Below are 17,855 nucleotides of genomic sequence, written 5' to 3'. Positions count from 1 at the left end.
GCCCCAAGTTTCCTTGCCGTTCCAGTACATTACATTGTCTGGAGCGTAACCGATAGCGTACTTAGATGCCCAGCCAGTACCGTAGACGTTTGACATTTCCTTGTTGTAAGACCAGTTGTCCCAACCAGCCTTAACCGCGATTTGGGCTGGTTCCCAGTAGAAGGAGCCTACGCCGCCACCAGCAATAATGGCCTTGTACATGTCGCTCATTTCGTTGACTTGCCCTTGTGGGTCAGCCGTGTAGGAAACGCCGCTTGGCATGTCTGGCATGGTGCCGACTGAGTCGCCAGTACCGTCTGAGTCGTTCAGGTTGTTGAACCAGCCGGTTTCCAAAACAACCGTAGACTTGCCGAATTCTTCCTTAGCCATTTGTTCAACTGCTAAAAGGTTCTTAGGAGTGTTGGCACCCTGGCCCAGATCTTGGCCCTTGTATGTCCCGTTGCTGTTGCCAGTTGACCAGAATGGGTAGTAAGAAGTCCCAAGATAGTCATAGTCAATGCCGTTGTTCTTGAAGACCGTCATGATCGTCCGGTACTTGTCGATGTTTGGCGTTTCCAGCTGCAAGGCAATCTTAGCTTGCGGAGCAGCGTTTCTTACTGCCTTAGCGGCCGTCTTCAGGTATTGGGCAACCTGAGTACCCTTGGCGCTCTTCCACAGGTCTTCCCAGTTGCCGCCGTGGTCCCGGTCAGTATACAGACCAAAGGCCCCGTTAGTGATTTCGTTGCCGACTTGGACCATGTCCGCGCTAGCGCCGGCATCTCTTAAGTCATGCAAGACTTTTTCAGTATAAAGCTGGATCGATTTATTCAAAGCATTAACTGACAGACTCTTCCAAGCCTTTGGTAAAACCTGCTTGGCTGGGTCAGCCCAAAAGTCGGAGTAGTGGAAGTCCAAAAGAACCTTCATACCGTACTTCTTGGCTTCAGCAGCCATCTTAATGACGCTTTCTTCGTCGGTGTTACCGCCGCCGTAGCCTAAGCCATCAGCGTTATATGGGTCATTCCAGATTCTCAGCCGGATCCAGTTGACGCCTGCATCAGACAACACCTTGATCAGGCTGGCTTCCTTGCCTTCAAAGTCGTAGAACTTAACGCCAGCGTTGATCAAGGATTGGTAGGTTGAAATGTCGACCCCGCGGATCATGTCCTTGGTCATGCCCGCAATCTTTTCCACCTTGACGCTTTCGTACTTCAAGCCAGTTTCATCGCCAGTTTGGAAGGCAACAGTGATTTCATCACTAGTCTTCTTGCTGGTTGGCGTTTCGTCAGTTGCCGCAGTCTTGTCGTTAGCGCCAGCCACCAAAGTTGCCGTGTAAATAGCCTTGATGGCATCGCCGTACTTAGCGCCGGCGTTAGCCTTCAAGAAGTTGGCCAATTTTTCAGCGCTGTCTTTGCCATCAAGCCAGAATTGGTAGTGGTAAACCTTGCCGTTATCGTCATAGTAGCTGGCTTGGCCTTCAAGGGCAGTTGTATCGCCTGCTAATCCGGCAAAAATTGTCTTTAAAACTTGTTCATTGATCGCCGTGCCCTTGTCCCCGGTCAAAAGGGAGCTAGAAACGCCATCAGTTACTTGCTTTTCGTCAGCAGCACTCATCTTGTTAGTGACTGGGTTCTTGACCTTGCCAGCATCACTGTAGACAGTCTTTACGCTGGTTGAAATCTTCGAAGCAGCTTGTTCAGCCTTTTTAACAGATTCAACCTTATATAAAAGCGCGGCAGCAGTACCGTTGTAGTAGCCGGCACCGATTACGCTGCCAGTAGCGGCAGTCGTACCCAGCTTGGCAACCAAGGCACTAGCAATTTGGTTAGCATTGTAGCCGTTTTGACCAACGTTCAAAGTCAAGGCTGCCAAGACTTGACCGGACATTGAAGAGTTCTTTTCCATCAATGAAGAAATAATGCTGTTGTCATTTTTGACATCGCCTTGCGCCAAAAGTTGCGCCATTTCGTGAACAGCTGATTCTTGGTAATCGTTCTTCTTTTCGGTCCAGTCGTACTTGACGTTTTGCTTCAGCTTAATGGCAGTCGCAAATTCAACTTGGTCTCTTAAAAGCTGGCTAAAGTCCAGGTTGTTCTTAACTGAGCCGTCAGCATTAAAGGAAACAGTAATGCCGTTAACCTTTTTAGTGGTATTTTTAGCAATCTTGCCGTTCTTGTCAGCGTAGTACTCTTTGTCGTTAACCTTGAAAACTTGAGCCTTCACGACCTTGCCATTGGCATCGTAGTATTGGGTGGTGCCATTAGTAGTCTTAAAAGTATTCTTGTTGGTTGCAACAGTGGTCATCGTTTCCTTAGTAGCTGTCACTGCCTTAGTTGCAGTGGCAGTCTTGGCAACAGTTGACTTAGCTGCTGGAGCTGCGGCTTGAGCAGCCTTAGTGCTGTCAGTAGTTGCCGCCTTAGTGCTGTCGCTTGCTACGGTTGCGGCCGTAGCAACGGACTTAGCAACATCAGCAGTTTTAGTCGTATCTGCCGCTGCTTGGTCATTAGCTGCAGTCTGGTCAGCAGTAGTGGTTGCTGCCGTAGCAGCTTGGGTAGCCGTCGCAGTCTTGGCTGCTTGGTCATTAGCAATCGTGTCAGCCTTAACCGTAGCCGGGTTATAAGCCAGCCCCGTTGCCAGCAATGCCAATTCAGCGGCAACTAATTTCTTGTTAGTCTTGAAGTGTCTGATTTTTTTCTTCATTTTGCTTTTCCAACCTTTTTCACAATGAACTTGTATCATAATGTATTATACCGTTTTCAAGAACTTTGTTTAAATACTTTTAAACTTGTAACAAAATTGTCTTGTTACTTATAGTTGCTCTTACTAACGTTTGGTAATTTTTAGAAAAAGATCATTTCGATAAGCAAAATGTTAATAAAATATATGAATCATTCATTATCATCCAAACTCAGTCAGCTATTTTTCATCGATAGCCTTGGCGACTTTCAAAAAAATCTGCAAATCTTGCAAAAATACCAGCCTAGCGGCATCATCCTTTTTGCCAAAGACTTGGAAGGAAAAAGCCGAACACAAGTCAAGCAAGAACTGGCGGTATACAAGCAAGCCCGCCCCAAGCTGTTGATTGGCATCGACCAAGAAGGCGGACTGGTCAGCCGCTTGTCGGCCCTCTCATCTAACTTTTATCCGAGCCAAGGCCAACTTTTAAGGCAAGGACTGGATGCTTTTTTGCAAAAGAGTAAAGAAACCGCGCTAGAATTAAAGGACCTAGGCTTCAACTGGAACTTTGCACCAGTCGCCGACTTTGCCCAAAATCGGTCCAGCTTCATTTACGGACGGACCTTTCAGAGCGGCCTGGAAAAAACTAGCAAGGCCACTACTTCCTTCATCAAGCTTTACCAAGACCTGGGCCTGATCTCTACCGCCAAGCACTTCCCTGGCTACGGAGATGCTGGCGATACCCACACGGCTTTTGCGAGAGATGACCGAACCCGTGCCGAAGCGGAAAACGACCTGCTCCCCTTTAAGGCGGCGATCGCTGCCGGCGTCCCCTCCATCATGGTGGCCCACCTGGCCGTGACCATTTTTGACGACCAGCCTGCTTCTTTGTCTAAAAAGGTGCACAAGTACTTGCGGCAAGATCTTGGCTATAACGGCGTCATTTTAACCGACGACTTAGCCATGGCGGCTGCCAAGCTGGCCGGCAGTGAAAATGAACCGGCTGAACTGTTGGCTTTAGAAGCTGGCAACGACCTCCTGCTAGGCGGCGACTTGGCCACCCTGCCACGCCTGGTCCAGGCTATGGAAAATAGATTGGTTAGCGAAGGGCAGATTGACGCTTCTCTTGACCGGCTTCAGGCTTTAAGGGAATTTGTTTATCGGTAAATTGCACAATAACTGACTCAACTAAGGTGTTTTTGGAAAAAATCTGCACAAAAACATACTCAAGTAAGCAAGATGGTGGCCCAAAGTTGACTCAACTAAGGTGCTTTTTTAGAAATAGCTTCACAAAAACATACTCAAGTAAGCAAGAGGGTGGCCCAAACCTTACTCAACTAAGGTATTTTTTAGAAAAAATGTGCACAAAAACATACTCAAGTAAGCAAAGTAGTGGCCCAAAGTTGACTCAACTAAGGTGCTTTTTTAGAAATAGCTTCACAAAAACATACTCAAGTAAGCAAGGTGACGACCCAAAACTTACTCAACCACGGTGTTTTTTAGAAAAAATGTGCACAAAAACATACTCAAGTAAGCAAAGTGACGGCCCAAAACTTACTCAACCAAAAGCGATCAAGGGCCAATTGAGTAAGATTTTGAGCAGCTTTTACCATAGTTGAGTAAGGTTTTGAGCAGCATTTACCACAGTTGAGTAAGGTTTTGAGCAGTATTTTCCATACTTGAGTAAGGTTTTGAGCAGCTTTTGCCATACTTGAGTAAGTTTTTGAGCAGCTTTTGCCGCACTTGAGTAAGGTTTTGAGCACACCCAACCATACTTGAGTAAGGTTTTGAGCACACCCAACCATACTTGAGTAAGGTTTTGAGCACACCCAACCGTAGTTGACCTATTTTTTGAGCAAAAAGCCATTGAACCACTATGCAAAAAAGGAAGACCCTAAGGTCTTCCTTTTTACGTCTGAGAAAAAGTATTCAACTCTAATTTTTGCAAGATTTGGTAGCCGATGCCCTTCAGCTTGTTTTCGCCGCAACTACGCTGGTTGATCATCATCACGATCCCATTTTGGTTGTCGCTGGTCAACTGGTAGTAGCCAGCATAGTGGGCGCCGCCCAAGGCCCCGTAAGCCAGCTTAACCTTGCCGCCCTTCTTGATGTAAAAGCCACTGCAATACCGCGTCTTCTTGCTCTTTAAATGAGTCATCAAACGGTAGGTTGACGGCGCTAGCAGCTGTCCGGTCCCAAGGGCTGACACGAACTCGTAATAGTCGCTTGGCGTCGTTATCAGCTGGGCCGCCCCAATCAACTGCGACAAGCGGGTCTTTGACAGGTAACGCCGATTTTGGTAGTTCTTGCCGTTTTGGTAGTCATAAGAAGCCGCTACTTGGTACTTGGCCGGCACCTTTCCTATTAAAAAGGTGTGACGCAGGCCCAGCCGGTTCACGATCCGCTTTTTAAAATTAGTAGCATATGACTTGCCCGTTACTTTTCGAATAATGCCGGCCAGCAAGATATAGTTGACGTCGCTGTAGTGGTAAGTCCCAACTGCATCTTGGCTTGCCTGGTTCAGGCGGTTAACGACCCAGTTCACGGAGCCAGCTTCAGAATATGTAACCCCGCGGTCAACTTCAATTTCTGGAATCTGCAAGCCGGAGGTGTGGGTCAATAAGTTGCCTACCGTGATCTTGCTTGCCCCTCTTAAGCCAGGGTACCAGCGAGAAATCTTGGTGTCTTGGCTAAAAAACTTGCTTGACCCCTGCTTTTCGGCCATGAGCTGCATGACCATGGCAGCCGTCACCTGCTTTTGCAAGGACGCTACTGGGTAGACCACGTTCTTAGCGCCGTTTTTCAAGCCCTTTTTGGCCCGGCCATATGAGACAACTTGCACGGTGGCGTTATGAACCACGGCGATGGAGCCAGCGATGTGCTTCTTCTTCATCAGCTTTTTGACAAAAGCCTGCATGTCCGCGGCCTTGGCCTGGTCCTTGCCGACCTGGTGGGCTGGCAGCATCCCCAGGCACAAAATCACCAGAGCCAGCAGCACCAATATCTTCTTCCCTAATTTAGCCAACGTTTCATCTCGCTTCCTTAAAATATAATGACATTATAGACCGATCAGGAAAAAAAACAAGCAAAATCGCCTCTAAATAGCGAATTAGAGACGATTTTTATTGTTTATCCTATATGGACCAAAATCTTTATACTATAAGGCTTCCGTAGCAAATGACCGGTTTTCCAGACTCGTCAAAAGAGCTGCAACCGTATCAAGAGAAGTCAAGACTGGCACATTGTGCATGATGGCCGTTTCCCGGATCACGAAGCCGTCGGAACTGGCCGTCAGGTCATGGCCCATGGTGTTGATGGTCACGTCCACTTGCCCGTTCTTGATGACGTCTAAGATTGGCAGGTCCTTTGAAGCTATTTCCCCAATCTTAGCCACTTGCGTGACGTGCAGGCCTTGCTCCCGGAGGAATTCAGCCGTCCCGGCCGTCGCAAAGAGGCGGTAGCCGATCTTGGCAAAGCGGTCAGCCAGTGGCAGGATTTTTTCCTTATCCTTGTCTTCGATCGTCAACAGGACTGACCCGTTGTTTGGCAAGCGGATGCCAGTCCCTTCAAAGGCCTTGTAGAGGGCCTTGGAGAAGGTGTGGTCGCTCCCCATGACTTCCCCGGTGGACTTCATTTCTGGCCCCAAGAGGCTGTCGACGTTAGCCAATTTACTGAAGGAGAAGACTGGCGCCTTCACGTGGATAATCTCGCTTTCTGGCTGCAGCGTTTCCGTGTAGCCTTGCTCTTTCAGGCTCTGGCCCATGATGCAGCGAGTTGCGGCTTGGGCCATTTCAATCCCGGTTACCTTGCTCAAAAATGGCACCGTCCGGGACGCCCGCGGGTTGACTTCAATAATGTAGACTTCCCCGCCGCGTACGATAAACTGCACGTTCATGATGCCCACGCAGTTAAGGGCAAGTGCCAGTTTTTCGGTCACATCCACAATCTGCTTTTTCACTTCTTCGGGGAAGTTTTGCGGAGGGTAGACCGCCATGGAGTCCCCAGAGTGGACGCCGGCGCGCTCAATGTGCTGCATGATCCCTGGCATGAGGACTTGCTGGCCGTCGCAGATGGCGTCGACTTCACCTTCCAGGCCTTCCAGGTAGGTGTCAACCAGGATTGGGTGCCCGTTGCTTGCAGGCGGATTGTCCTTCAGGTAGCTGCGGAGTTCAGCTTCGTTATAGACGATTTCCATGGCCCGGCCGCCCAAGACGTAGGATGGACGAACCAAGACTGGGTAGCCCAGTTCCTTGGCGTATTCGATCACGGCTTCTGGCGTTTCAGCGGTCTTGCCAATTGGCTGCTTAAGCTTTAGCTTTTTAATAATCTCGTCAAAAAGCTCCCGGTCTTCGGCCCGGTCAATGTCTTTAACCGTGGTCCCTAGAACCTTGACGCCGTGGTCTTCTAGGCCCTTAGCCAGGTTGATAGCGGTTTGGCCGCCGAACTGGACGATAACCCCAATTGGCTGCTCCAGGTCGATTACGTCCAAAACTTTTTCTAAAGTAACCGGCTCAAAGTAGAGCTTGTTGGAAATGGAGAAGTCGGTTGAGACCGTTTCGGGGTTAGAATTGATGACAACGGCTTCATAGCCCAGCTTTTGCAGGGCCTTGACTGAGTGCACGGTCGCGTAGTCAAATTCCACCCCTTGCCCAATTCTGATTGGACCAGAGCCCAGCACGATCACGGAAGGCTTGCCGCTCTTGACGCTTTCGTTTTCTAGGCCGTAAGTGGAGTAAAAGTATGGCGTGCTTGAGGCAAATTCGCCGGCGCAGGTGTCGACCATCTTATAAACTGGCACTAGTCCGTTTGCCCTGCGCAAGTTGCGGACCTCGTCTTCGCTTGCGCCCCAGAGCTTGGCAATGGTTTGGTCGGCATAGCCATAGTACTTGGCGGCCTTTAAGACGTCCAAATCCTGCGGCTGAGCCTTGATTTCGTCTTCTAATTCCACAATGTGCTTGACGATGTCCAAGAAGTAGAGGTTGATCTTGGTCAAGTCGTGAACGGCTTCCAAGCTGTAACCCCGTCTAAAGGCTTCCGCGATGTAAAAAAGTCGGTCGTCTTCAGCAACAGCCAATTTTTGTTCCAGTACTCCTTGAGACTTATCACCTAAATTGGTGAAGCAAAGGTCCTTTTCATCGATTTCTAGAGAACTGACGGCCTTTTGCAGGGCTTCTTCAGCATTTCTCCCTAAAGCCATGACTTCCCCGGTCGCCTTCATCTGGGTGCCTAGGCGGCGGTCAGCCTTGACGAACTTGTCAAAAGGCCAACGCGGAACCTTAGCGACCACATAGTCAAGAGCTGGCTCAAATTCGGCAAAAGTCTTTTTGGTAACAGGATTCTTGATCTCGTCCAAGGTTAAACCAACCGCGATCTTGGCAGCCAGCTTGGCAATTGGGTAGCCCGTAGCCTTAGAAGCCAAGGCAGATGAGCGAGACACCCGAGGGTTGACTTCGATCACGTAGTACTGATAGCTGCCAGGGTCAAGAGCTAGCTGGACGTTGCATCCCCCCTCAATCTTGAGGGCCCGGATTAACTTCAAGGCGCAGTTGCGGAGCATCTGGTATTCCCGGTCACTCAAGGTTTGGGTTGGGGAAAAGACAATGGAATCCCCGGTGTGGATGCCGACAGGGTCAAAGTTTTCCATGGAGCAGACCACCATGGCATTGTCTTTAGAGTCCCGCATGACTTCATATTCAATTTCCTTGAAGCCGGCAATGGATTTTTCAATCAAGCATTCAGTTGCCGGACTTAGGTCCAGGCCGTTAGCGGTAATGGCCCGGAGTTCGTCTTCATTGTCGCACATCCCGCCGCCAGTGCCGCCCATGGTAAAGGCTGGGCGGACGATCAGCGGGTAGCCAATTTCCTTAGCAAAGTCCACTGCTTCTTCTACCGTGTGGACGGTTTTTGATGGCGGAACGGGTTCACCCAAGTCTTCCATCAGCTGCTTGAAGCGCTCCCGGTCTTCAGCCTGATCGATAGCGTCCAGCTTGGTGCCGAGCAGTTCAATGCCGAGTTCGTCAAGCAGCCCTGACTTGTGGAGGGCAATGGCCATGTTTAAGCCGGTCTGCCCGCCCAAGGTTGGCAAGATGGCATCTGGGTATTCTTGGCGGATGATCCGAGACAGTGATCCGACCGTCAAAGGCTCAATGTAAACCTTGTCGGCAATTTCCGTATCAGTCATGATCGTGGCGGGGTTAGAGTTGACCAAAACGACTTCGTAGCCTTCTTCTCTTAAGGCCAGGCAGGCCTGGGTGCCAGAATAGTCAAATTCGGCAGCTTGGCCGATAATAATGGGGCCAGACCCAATCACCATGATCTTGTGGATATCGCTTCTCTTAGGCATTTTGCTTCTTTTCCTTCCCTTCATCAATCAGTTTCATGAACTTGTCAAAAAGACTTACGGCGTCTAAAGGCCCTGGCGCTGCATCTGGGTGGAATTGAACTGAAAAGGCTGGGTACTTTTTCAGCTGGATCCCTTCGATTACGCCGTCGTTGATTTCTTGGTGAGTGACGGTGATTTTTTCTGGGTCAAGGGAGGCTGGATCGATCGCATAGCCGTGGTTTTGCGAAGTAAAGGCGATTTCGCCAGTTTCCAGGTCCTTGACTGGGTGGTTGAAGCCCCGGTGGCCAAACTTCATTTTGAAGGTCTTGGCACCGTTGGCCCGGGCTAAAATTTGGTGGCCCATGCAAATGCCAAAAATCGGCACGTGCTTTTCCACTTCAGCCACCATCTTGGCCGCTTCGGTCATGGTTTCTGGGTCGCCCGGTCCGTTTGACAGCATGACCCCGTCTGGGTGCAGGCTCAAAACGTCTTCTGCCGTAGCTGTATATGGCAAGACGACCGTGTTGCAGCCGCGGGCTGAGAGCTCGCGTAGAATAGAGTGCTTCACCCCGTAGTCAATCAAAACCACATTGCGCTTGGTGCCCGGGTTTGGGTAAGGCTTGGTGGTGGAAACGGCCGGAGCTAAAAAGCCGCTGTAGTCATGATCCGCAATGGCAGCTAGGTCAGCTTCCTTATCTAGTTCGCTAACCAGGCAGCCTTTTAAGGAACCTTCGTTTCTCAAAATCTTGGTCAATTTCCGGGTATCAACGCCGGCAATTCCTGGGATGCCTTTCTCCGCTAAAAAGTGGTCCAGACTGTCACCCATCCGCCAGTTAGAAGGCACTCTGGCTAGTTCCTGGCAGACCACCCCGCTGATTTGGGGATCGATGGATTCGTTGTCTTCCACGTTTACCCCGTAGTTGCCGATCAAGGGGTTGGTAAACACCAGGATTTGCTTGGCGTATGACTGGTCGGTGATGGCTTCTTGGTAGCCGGTCATCCCAGTCGTAAAGACGACTTCACCAAACTTTTCTGCCTTTGCTCCAAAAGCGGTCCCCTCAAAGACCGTGCCGTCTTCCAGAACTAAATACCGTTTCATTAATTAACCTCGCTGTCTCTTAATCAACTTATCTCCAGCAAAAAAGACCATCTTTAGCAGGTCCGCTGCTAAGATGGTCTTTGCTTGGGCAAGGAGACAGACTTCAAGTTATGAAGGAAAAAAGGATCTAATACGACATTAGCCACATATTCCGAACAAAAATAAATAATTACTGCTATCTCGTTTGCAAATTGCTAAACCTTCTTAGCCTCACGGGACTAACTTTAAAGGCTCTTCTTCTGTTTTCTTAACTATATAGATTTTCCTGATTCAAGTCAAGGATATATGCAGAAAAAAGGCGAGTATTTTGTATACACTCGCCTTTTATTGGGTATTCTTTGACTTCTTTCAAAAAAATTAACTAATAACTTTGACAACGAAATTGCTTTTACAAGTTGAAATTTGAGCAAAAGAAAAAGGCTTCAGAATTCTGAAGCCTCTTTACTTAATTTACTAAATTTGAATTACTTAACAGCGTCCTTCAAAGCCTTGCCTGGCTTGAAAGCTGGAACCTTGCTTGCAGGAATTTCGATTTCTGCACCAGTTTGTGGGTTGCGGCCCTTGCGAGCAGCGCGGTCACGAACTTCAAAGGTACCAAAGCCAATCAATTGAACCTTTTCGCCTTCAGCCAGCTTTTCTTCAATAGCTGCAAAAAGGGCGTCAACGATTTGTGCGGATTCCTTCTTGCTAAATTCGGTCTTTTCACTTACAGCTGATACAAGTTCAGTCTTGTTCATCTTGTTTCCTCATCTTTCTATCGATAAAAGGCTTCGAACTCTGCGAAGCATGTCATACGCTAATTATAACAAAAGTTCGGCAAAGCAACAGCCCTTCTGGGCAAAAATATTGAAAGCTTTTTCAAATGAAGAAGCAGCACAAGGCTTAACGACCGTATTTTTCCAGAAGTTTCAGTTTTAACACTGCATTTCGATAACGATAGATGCCAGTGGATCCGGCTTTCAAAGCATTATCACGTGTAAGCTGCAAGCGCCACTTATATGCGGATAGTTCGTGACTATAATCAAGACCAAGGGCTGCCTTTAGGGCGATTCTTTCTTCTACTGCCTCAACAGACAACAAATCCTCAACATTCATTTCTTTGCTCTTACTAGAATTAGTCTGACGCCAGTAATAAAGTGCTTTATTTATATAAATAATCTTTTCAGCATTAAGATATATCTTCCAAGTAGTTGGATCATCTTCATCTGGTTTATCTTCAGGATAAAAAATATTATTAAGCAATTCACGCCTATACATCTTACCCCAAGCTACGGTGAAGCAGTACGTTAAGTTGTATTCGCTAGCATAGCCCTTTTGAAGCCATTCATCTCTAGAGTACAATTTTTCAAAATAGTCGTTATCTTTTATGTGAATTAAAAAAGTGCTATCTTCTTGCCTAAATTTCATAAAATTAGCAATAGCCACCTGCGCATCATATTCATTCATTTTTTGATGCAGAATTTCCAACTGTTGTTTATCTATCCAATCATCACTATCAACAAAGACAATATAATCTCCAGTCGCCATTGATAACCCTGCATTGCGACTACTTCCTAAGTCACCATTTACCTTATTGAGTACTCTTACGCGACTATCACTTTGCCGATAATTCTCAAGAATTTGAACTGTACCGTCTGTTGAGCCGTCATTCACTAGAATCAATTCTAAATTCTGGTATGTTTGATTCAGAATACTTTCAATGCATTGCTTAAGATGAACTTCTTGGTTATAAACTGGAACAATTACTGATATTTTTTCTCCCATACTCTTTCTCATACCTCATAACCACCTTGTGGTTTAGTAGTCATAGTTGGCGCAACAAAGTAATCAATATCACGCTTCAAATTAATTTTTTCGACTTTTTCAATTGCACGATTCTGATCAGCATCTGGCAGAACAATCACCACGAAAGTTCCCTTTTCTTCCTCTTTTAATTCTGAAAAAGGTTTTACAGGTCGATCATAACGTTTTTTATTGGAATTACTTGAACTCCCATCAATAAAATACGCAATATTTTCTGCCCCTATTATCCTCGTCATTGTCCTCAGTGATGACCGATCCTCACCATAGAAAATTATTTTTTGAGGTCGCTCGCTTAGCTTTCCAATCAATTTCTGTAATTCATCAATTTTAAAAAGATTTGAGTTCAACAACTGTAAAAAAACATTATCAATAATATTTCTTTCAAAAGGTACTTCTTCTCGTAAGTCTAGGTATACACGATCTATATCAGTGAAATTATAATAATAGATTCTTTTATCCCCTGCAAAATGATAAATCGCAGGTTGTAGTTTAGGATTATCAGCACGTTCATCAATTATCAATGTATTCCATTTTGAATTCAAGAAATAAATATCATCTTTAAAGATACAATTCAAAGCATCTTGATCTATAAGCCAAGCATTAGAATTTTTCTCTATAAAAGATAAAAATTTTTCCCAGAGATTACCTTTTTCTCTAATTCTGTTTAGATTCATTAATAAAACACCAGAATTAAAATACTTGTCTTTTTCAACTAGCCCTCTACCTATTATCTTAGATGTATATCTTCCCTTCTTAATCCCACTATCAACAACAGCCCCTATAGACTTGCCATATAAATGCTGATTCCATAATTCTACCAGATCACAATTAACCATTATATCTGCATCTAGATAAATAACTTGTTTTACCTCAAGTAATAAGTCTGGCAGAAGCATTCTAAAAAGTCCTGCAGTAGAGAACAGTTTCAAATAATAATTTGAAATATATTCTTTTCCAAAATTTAAAGGCAACAAGTGGAACTCAACCTCAGCACCATTGCTCCTAGCTACTCTCTTTAGCCTTCTCCGGTTGACCTCATCCACAGACTCATCCAGCAAAATATGGAAGCAAACAGGACTCTTAGTTTTACGCATAACTGATAACATTGCAACAGCCACTCTACTAGAATATGTGCCATCATTATCATGCAAAGCAAAGCAAACCTGGATCGCATCTTTATTTTCTTTTAGATCTCCTAATTCATCTAGGAAGCCAGTCAAACATGCTCGATCATCAAGTTCACTAGTAGTTTCATCAGCATAATGGAAAAACAACTTTTCACTCGCATCACGCCCCATTACCTCTTTTAGATCTTCATAAAGCCAACGTTTTACGGCCAAAACTCGTTCACTATTATGAAGCATAGACAAATAATCCTTACCTATTTCAGTACTTACTAAAAAGAAAGGATAATGTCCTGTATAAGTCTGAATCCGCCAAGCCAATTTCTCTTCAAACTCTCTACCATTACCGGTTGGCAGTTGCAGAATTACTCGGTCACCGTGTTCAAGCGATGACACCAAACCGTCGAGCCGCGTACTCAATTGTTCTGGGGTATCACTATCTACCGGATAAGAAAAAATACCCAGTTCATACATCCCCAGGGCATGCCCAGCTTCGGCTAACTTATGCTGCAGTTTTACACGATCTGACAGAGCTGCGTTATGAATATTGCTGATATGAATCTTCACCATCTAAATCTCCCAATTTTCTAACATTCCTAAACCATTTTTTGATCAAAAAGCCGCCCCGAAAGGCAGCTTCAATTACTTAACTGGGACGCAATGCTTGTCGTTAATTGCCTTAACCTTGTTAACCCGGCGAACGTATTTCTCTTCAGTCAAAGGATCGGTATGAAGCCAAGTCTTCACGATTTCTTCGGCCATCATATCACCGATAATCTTGGCGCCGATGCAGAGCACGTTTGAATCCGTGTGCTGGCGAGCCAGCTTTGCGCAGAAAGGATCCTGGCACACAGCGGCGTAGATGCCGTTAATCTTGTTGGCGATCAAGGCGCTGCCGTAGCCCACCCCATCAACAAAGATGCCGCGGTCGCATTCGCCCTTGGCTACTGCCAAAGAGGCTGGGTAGACAAAGTCAGACAGGTCACAGGACTCTTCCGTGTCCGTGCCGAAGTCAACGACTTCGTAGCCTTCGCTTTCCAAGTACTTCTTAATTTCGTTCTTCATCCGGGTGCCGGCGTGGTCATTGGCCATTGCAATCTTCATAATTATGCTTCTTTCTTTGATAAAAAGTCTAGTCTATTGCTATAAATACTTTTCCTATTTTAATTTTACGATTTGATCAAGGCAATTACAATTAGTGACAAGTAAAAAGGATGCCAACTGGCATCCTTTTTAATCGATTCTTACTTAGCAATGTAGGCATACTTGAAGTTGTAGCAAACCCCGGCACTGTTGTAGATGATTCCCTTAACCTTGCCCTTGACCATCCAGGCCTTGTTAGATTGCACCAGTGGCGTCACGCCTTGTTCAGCCATCAGAACCTTTTCGGCTTGGGCCAAAAGCTTCATCCGGGCCGTCCCGCTGGCCTTCTTCGAAGCGGCAATCAGCTTGTCGTATTCCTTGTTGCTCCACTTGCCGTAGTTGTAGGAGTTCCCGGTTGTTTCACAGTCCAGGAAGGAGATTGGGTCAGCGTAGTCGGCAATCCAGCCAGACAGGGTACATTCAAAGTTGCCGGCCAAAACCCGGTTCAGCTTAGTCTTCGACGGAATGCTTTGCACCTTGACTGAAACTTTACTACCAAGGTTGGTTTCTAGCTGACTTTGAACGAATTCAGCTAGCTTTTTAGAGGTATCGTCATCCGTTGACAAGAGCGTAAAGGACAGCTTGGAAATCCCAGCTTCTTTTAGCCCCTTTTCAAAGTACTTTTTAGCCAAAGACTTGTTGTAAGTGGTGTAAGTCTTCCCCGCCTTGCCCGTAGCCAATTTGGTGAAGTCTTGACCGCCCACGGTCGTTAAGCCGCTTGAGGTAAAAGTTGTCGCCGCTTCATAAGTGGCCCCCAGGGTCTTGGACAAGGCAGAACGGTTGATGGCCATGGAGATCCCCCGACGCAGGTCGGCATTATTGAACTTCTTGTACTTCTTGATGTTGAACTGAAGGTACTGAGTTGATGCCAGCTTACGAACCGTGTAGCCAGTTGACTTTTGCAGCTGCTTAGAAGCCTGGGCGTCTAAGATAGCCCCGTCCAGCTTATTTGCCTGGTAGAGGTTGTAAGAAGTCGAAGGCGACTTTTGCACTGAGTAGTTGATGGTCTGCAGCTTGACGTGCTTTTTGTCCCAGTAATTTTGGTTCTTAACCAGTTTCCAGGAAAGGTTAGACCCCGTCCAGCCCTTGTGGACAAAAGGTCCGTTATAAACCATGTACTTAGAAGCCGTGCCATATTTAGAGCCGTACTCCTTGACCGCACTTTCGTTTTGCGGGAAGAAGAGCGGGAATGCCATCAGCAACTTGAAGTAAGGGATTGGCTGCTCCAGGCTAACGACCAGCTTGTACTTGCCAACTGCCTTGACGCCTAAAGCAGCTGGTTTCTTTTTACCAGCGACAATGGCGTCGGCGTTTTTAATACCGGAAAAAAGATACGAATATTCAGACGCCGTCTTAGGGTTGACCGTCCGCCGCCAGGAGAAGACGAAGTCCTTGGCGGTTACGGCATCCCCGTTGGACCATTTGGCGTTCTTGCGCAAGGTAAAGGTCCAGGTCTTCTTGTCCTTAGAAACGGTGGTCTTGGTGGCCAAAGCATTCTTGACCTTGGCGTTGTTGCCTAAGGTGTAGAGTCCCTCCATCACCTGGTTGACCTGGTTAAAGGACGTGTCGTCCAAGATCTTGGAGCCGTCGATCGTGGACAGCTCGGCTTCTTCCATCCAGTTGAGCTTCTGCTTGTCAGCGGAAGCTGCCTTGCTGGATGATGATGACGACTTGGAACAGGCAGTCAGGGAAAAAAGGGATGCGATTGCCAAACTGCTGATAGCCAACTTGTTAAATTTCATTTTTTTACCTCAAAATACTAACTGGCTCAAGCAAAATGAACCAGTAAAAATACTAATTTACCGGGATCTGCTTGATGTCGCCTGAAATTAAACTCCTGATTCATTTTGTTCACCGTCCTTATGTTTGGTATTTTTAGGCTTAAATGAGTATTTCACAAATATTTTTAAGTTAATTGTAATTTTACCTGTTTTTCAGCAGATTGCAAGCATTATTTGGAAGAATATTGCATTTTTATAATTGTTGGTAATAAAATAACACAAAAAAACGCGCCTGCGGGAATCCCGCAAACGCGTTTTTCTTTGGCTGGTTGCCCGATAATTAATGCCCGAAGGCCGTAATTATTTAAGGGTAACAGTAGCACCAACTTCTTCAAGCTTAGCCTTAAGGTCGTTAGCTTCGTCTTCTGACAAGCCTTCCTTAAGAACAACTGGAGCACCGTCAACAGTCTTCTTAGCTTCAAGCAAGCCTGCGCCAGTAACTTCCTTAACGATCTTGATAACCTTAACCTTTTCAGTACCGGCTGAAGTCAATTCAACGTCGAAGCTTGACTTAGCTTCGTCAGCACCAGCAGCGGCACCAGCAGCAGCTACAGGAGCAGCAGCAGTAACGCCGAATTCTTCTTCGATAGCGTGTACAAGGTCGTTCAATTCAAGAATTGAAGCACCCTTCAATTGTTCAATAATGTTAGCAGTATCTAAAGCCATTATAATATCCTCCGAAAATTTAGAATTTATTATTCTAGTTTAAAATGACCAGACTATTCAGCTGATTCTTCCTTTGATTCAGCAACAGCCTTAACAACGTATGCAAAGTTCCGTACAGGTGCTTGCAATACAGAAAGCAGCATTGAAAGCAAACCTTCGCGGTTTGGAATTGCAGCAAGTTCTTCGACTTGTTCCTTGGTAGCAACTTGACCTTCAAGTGCACCACCCTTAATTTCAACAACGTCGAACTTCTTAGCGTAATCAGCAGCGATGCGGGCAGGAGCAGTAACGTTGTCTTCGTCATCAGTGTAAATGACAGCAGTTGGGCCAACGAATACTGGTGCCAAGTCATCCAAGCCGGCGATAGCAGCGGCACGACGCAGGTAAGTGTTCTTCACAACCTTCATCTTGGCGTTGCTTTCACGCAATTCAGCACGAAAGGCGGTAACTTCGTCAACAGTCAAACCAAGGTAGTTGATAACTACGATAGACTTAGCTGACTTAAGTTCTTCAGCAAAAGCTTCAACAAACTTCGCCTTAGCAGCAATAATAGCTTCGCTCAAAATTTTCACCTCCATAAAATTTTGTAAAATTCTACAAGGCCTAAAAAACTCCATGCCAACAAGACATGGAGAGTTAATAATCTTCATTATCTTCTGGCCTCGGCGGGTTATTGAGGCTTGCGCCACCCACGTCTTAGGTTAGAAATTTACCTTATCTACTATAGCATCTCCTGCAAGTTCTGTCAAACTCTTTTTGCATTATTTCGCAAAAAGTCTGAAAATCTGCTAAAATCTTCTATAATAACTATGAATTCGAATTTAGGGGGATTAATTTGAAAAGTAAGCTTATCGACATCTTCTTCTTTACTTTAGCCGGCATCTCTGGCAGCTTGGCCGTGATCAGCCTGCTTAAAGACCGCACCGCTGGCGGCATCGCTATCGACCTGCTCTTCTTGCTAATCAGCGGCTACTTCGTTTTGCGGGGCTTCTTAGACGTTAAAAGCGAAAACAAGAAACTGTCTAAGAACTGGCAATACCTTTCTTGGAGTGCCTGGACCGTCCTCTTAATCAGCGTCGTGATGGCCTTTTGCGGCTACCGCCTCGGCAATTCAGCCATCGGCTGGACCGGGATTATCCTCTTCTTGCTCTGCGCCTTTGTCGTTCCAGAACAAGAAAACGACAAGAACCTCCACGTCAAGCGCCGGGACGAAACCAGTTTTGGCCAAGACGAAAAGCCTAAGAAAAAATAGGGCAAAAAAT

Annotated in this window: 13 protein-coding genes and 1 other annotated feature; of the genes, 2 read left to right on the top strand and 11 right to left on the bottom strand. The window is 46.3% G+C overall.

The annotated features are described in order from the left end of the window. Window positions 1-2,679, bottom strand: a 2,679-nt coding sequence (locus FC20_RS10835; protein WP_236697631.1) for a glycosyl hydrolase 53 family protein, incomplete at its 3' end; no start/stop codon positions are given. A 183-nt stretch (window positions 2,680-2,862) separates the two neighbouring features. Between FC20_RS10835 and FC20_RS04345 the strand changes: the two genes are divergently transcribed. Next, complete coding sequence (locus FC20_RS04345) at window positions 2,863-3,822, top strand: glycoside hydrolase family 3 N-terminal domain-containing protein (RefSeq protein WP_008463686.1); 960 nt, start codon at window positions 2,863-2,865, stop codon at window positions 3,820-3,822. Window positions 3,823-4,564: 742 nt separating this feature from the next. Here the strand turns inward: FC20_RS04345 and FC20_RS04340 are convergent. The 10 genes from FC20_RS04340 to rplJ all read right to left on the bottom strand — a co-directional run bounded on the left by FC20_RS04340 (window position 4,565) and on the right by rplJ (window position 17,156). Continuing rightward, a complete protein-coding gene (locus FC20_RS04340; RefSeq protein ID WP_039944483.1) occupies window positions 4,565-5,680 on the bottom strand; it encodes a serine hydrolase domain-containing protein in 1,116 nt (371 codons plus the stop codon). Window positions 5,681-5,812: 132 nt separating this feature from the next. Next, window positions 5,813-8,998, bottom strand: coding sequence for a carbamoyl-phosphate synthase large subunit (carB, locus tag FC20_RS04335; RefSeq protein ID WP_056945323.1), 3,186 nt, complete (start codon window positions 8,996-8,998; stop codon window positions 5,813-5,815). Continuing rightward, a complete protein-coding gene (carA, locus tag FC20_RS04330; RefSeq protein ID WP_008463683.1) occupies window positions 8,991-10,076 on the bottom strand; it encodes a glutamine-hydrolyzing carbamoyl-phosphate synthase small subunit in 1,086 nt (361 codons plus the stop codon). Before carA ends, carB begins: the two co-directional genes overlap by 8 nt. 464 nt (window positions 10,077-10,540) lie before the next feature. After that, window positions 10,541-10,813, bottom strand: a complete 273-nt coding sequence (locus FC20_RS04325; protein ID WP_008463681.1) for an HU family DNA-binding protein — start codon at window positions 10,811-10,813, stop codon at window positions 10,541-10,543. Window positions 10,814-10,958: 145 nt separating this feature from the next. Then, window positions 10,959-11,852 carry a glycosyltransferase family 2 protein gene (locus FC20_RS04320; RefSeq protein WP_008460999.1) on the bottom strand — a complete coding sequence of 298 codons (894 nt, stop codon included), beginning with the start codon at window positions 11,850-11,852 and terminating at the stop codon, window positions 10,959-10,961. Further along, window positions 11,849-13,573: a glycosyltransferase gene (locus FC20_RS04315; protein ID WP_008460997.1), complete on the bottom strand. Its 1,725-nt coding sequence runs from the start codon at window positions 13,571-13,573 to the stop codon at window positions 11,849-11,851. Before FC20_RS04315 ends, FC20_RS04320 begins: the two co-directional genes overlap by 4 nt. 72 nt (window positions 13,574-13,645) lie before the next feature. Beyond that, entirely contained in the window at window positions 13,646-14,107 is a 462-nt protein-coding gene (locus tag FC20_RS04310) for an RpiB/LacA/LacB family sugar-phosphate isomerase (RefSeq protein ID WP_008460996.1), read from the bottom strand. A 140-nt stretch (window positions 14,108-14,247) separates the two neighbouring features. Next, window positions 14,248-15,888 carry a peptide ABC transporter substrate-binding protein gene (locus FC20_RS04305; protein ID WP_008460993.1) on the bottom strand — a complete coding sequence of 547 codons (1,641 nt, stop codon included), beginning with the start codon at window positions 15,886-15,888 and terminating at the stop codon, window positions 14,248-14,250. A 339-nt stretch (window positions 15,889-16,227) separates the two neighbouring features. Then, window positions 16,228-16,593 carry a 50S ribosomal protein L7/L12 gene (gene rplL / locus FC20_RS04300; protein ID WP_008460990.1) on the bottom strand — a complete coding sequence of 122 codons (366 nt, stop codon included), beginning with the start codon at window positions 16,591-16,593 and terminating at the stop codon, window positions 16,228-16,230. A gap of 53 nt (window positions 16,594-16,646) precedes the next feature. Then, window positions 16,647-17,156: a 50S ribosomal protein L10 gene (rplJ, locus tag FC20_RS04295; RefSeq protein WP_008460988.1), complete on the bottom strand. Its 510-nt coding sequence runs from the start codon at window positions 17,154-17,156 to the stop codon at window positions 16,647-16,649. A 32-nt stretch (window positions 17,157-17,188) separates the two neighbouring features. Continuing rightward, window positions 17,189-17,312 (bottom strand) — a sequence feature (ribosomal protein L10 leader region). A gap of 116 nt (window positions 17,313-17,428) precedes the next feature. Here rplJ and FC20_RS04290 point away from each other — a divergent pair. Next, window positions 17,429-17,845 (top strand): hypothetical protein, encoded by a 417-nt coding sequence (locus tag FC20_RS04290; RefSeq protein WP_008460986.1) that lies wholly within the window; start codon window positions 17,429-17,431, stop codon window positions 17,843-17,845. Window positions 17,846-17,855 lie beyond the last annotated feature (10 nt).

Origin of the sequence: Lactobacillus equicursoris DSM 19284 = JCM 14600 = CIP 110162 (assembly GCF_001434815.1) — a bacterium.
GTDB classification, from domain to species: Bacteria; Bacillota; Bacilli; order Lactobacillales; family Lactobacillaceae; genus Lactobacillus; species Lactobacillus equicursoris.
The sequence above is the reverse complement of the archived record's forward strand: the minus strand, read 5'-3'. Positions and strand labels throughout refer to the sequence as shown.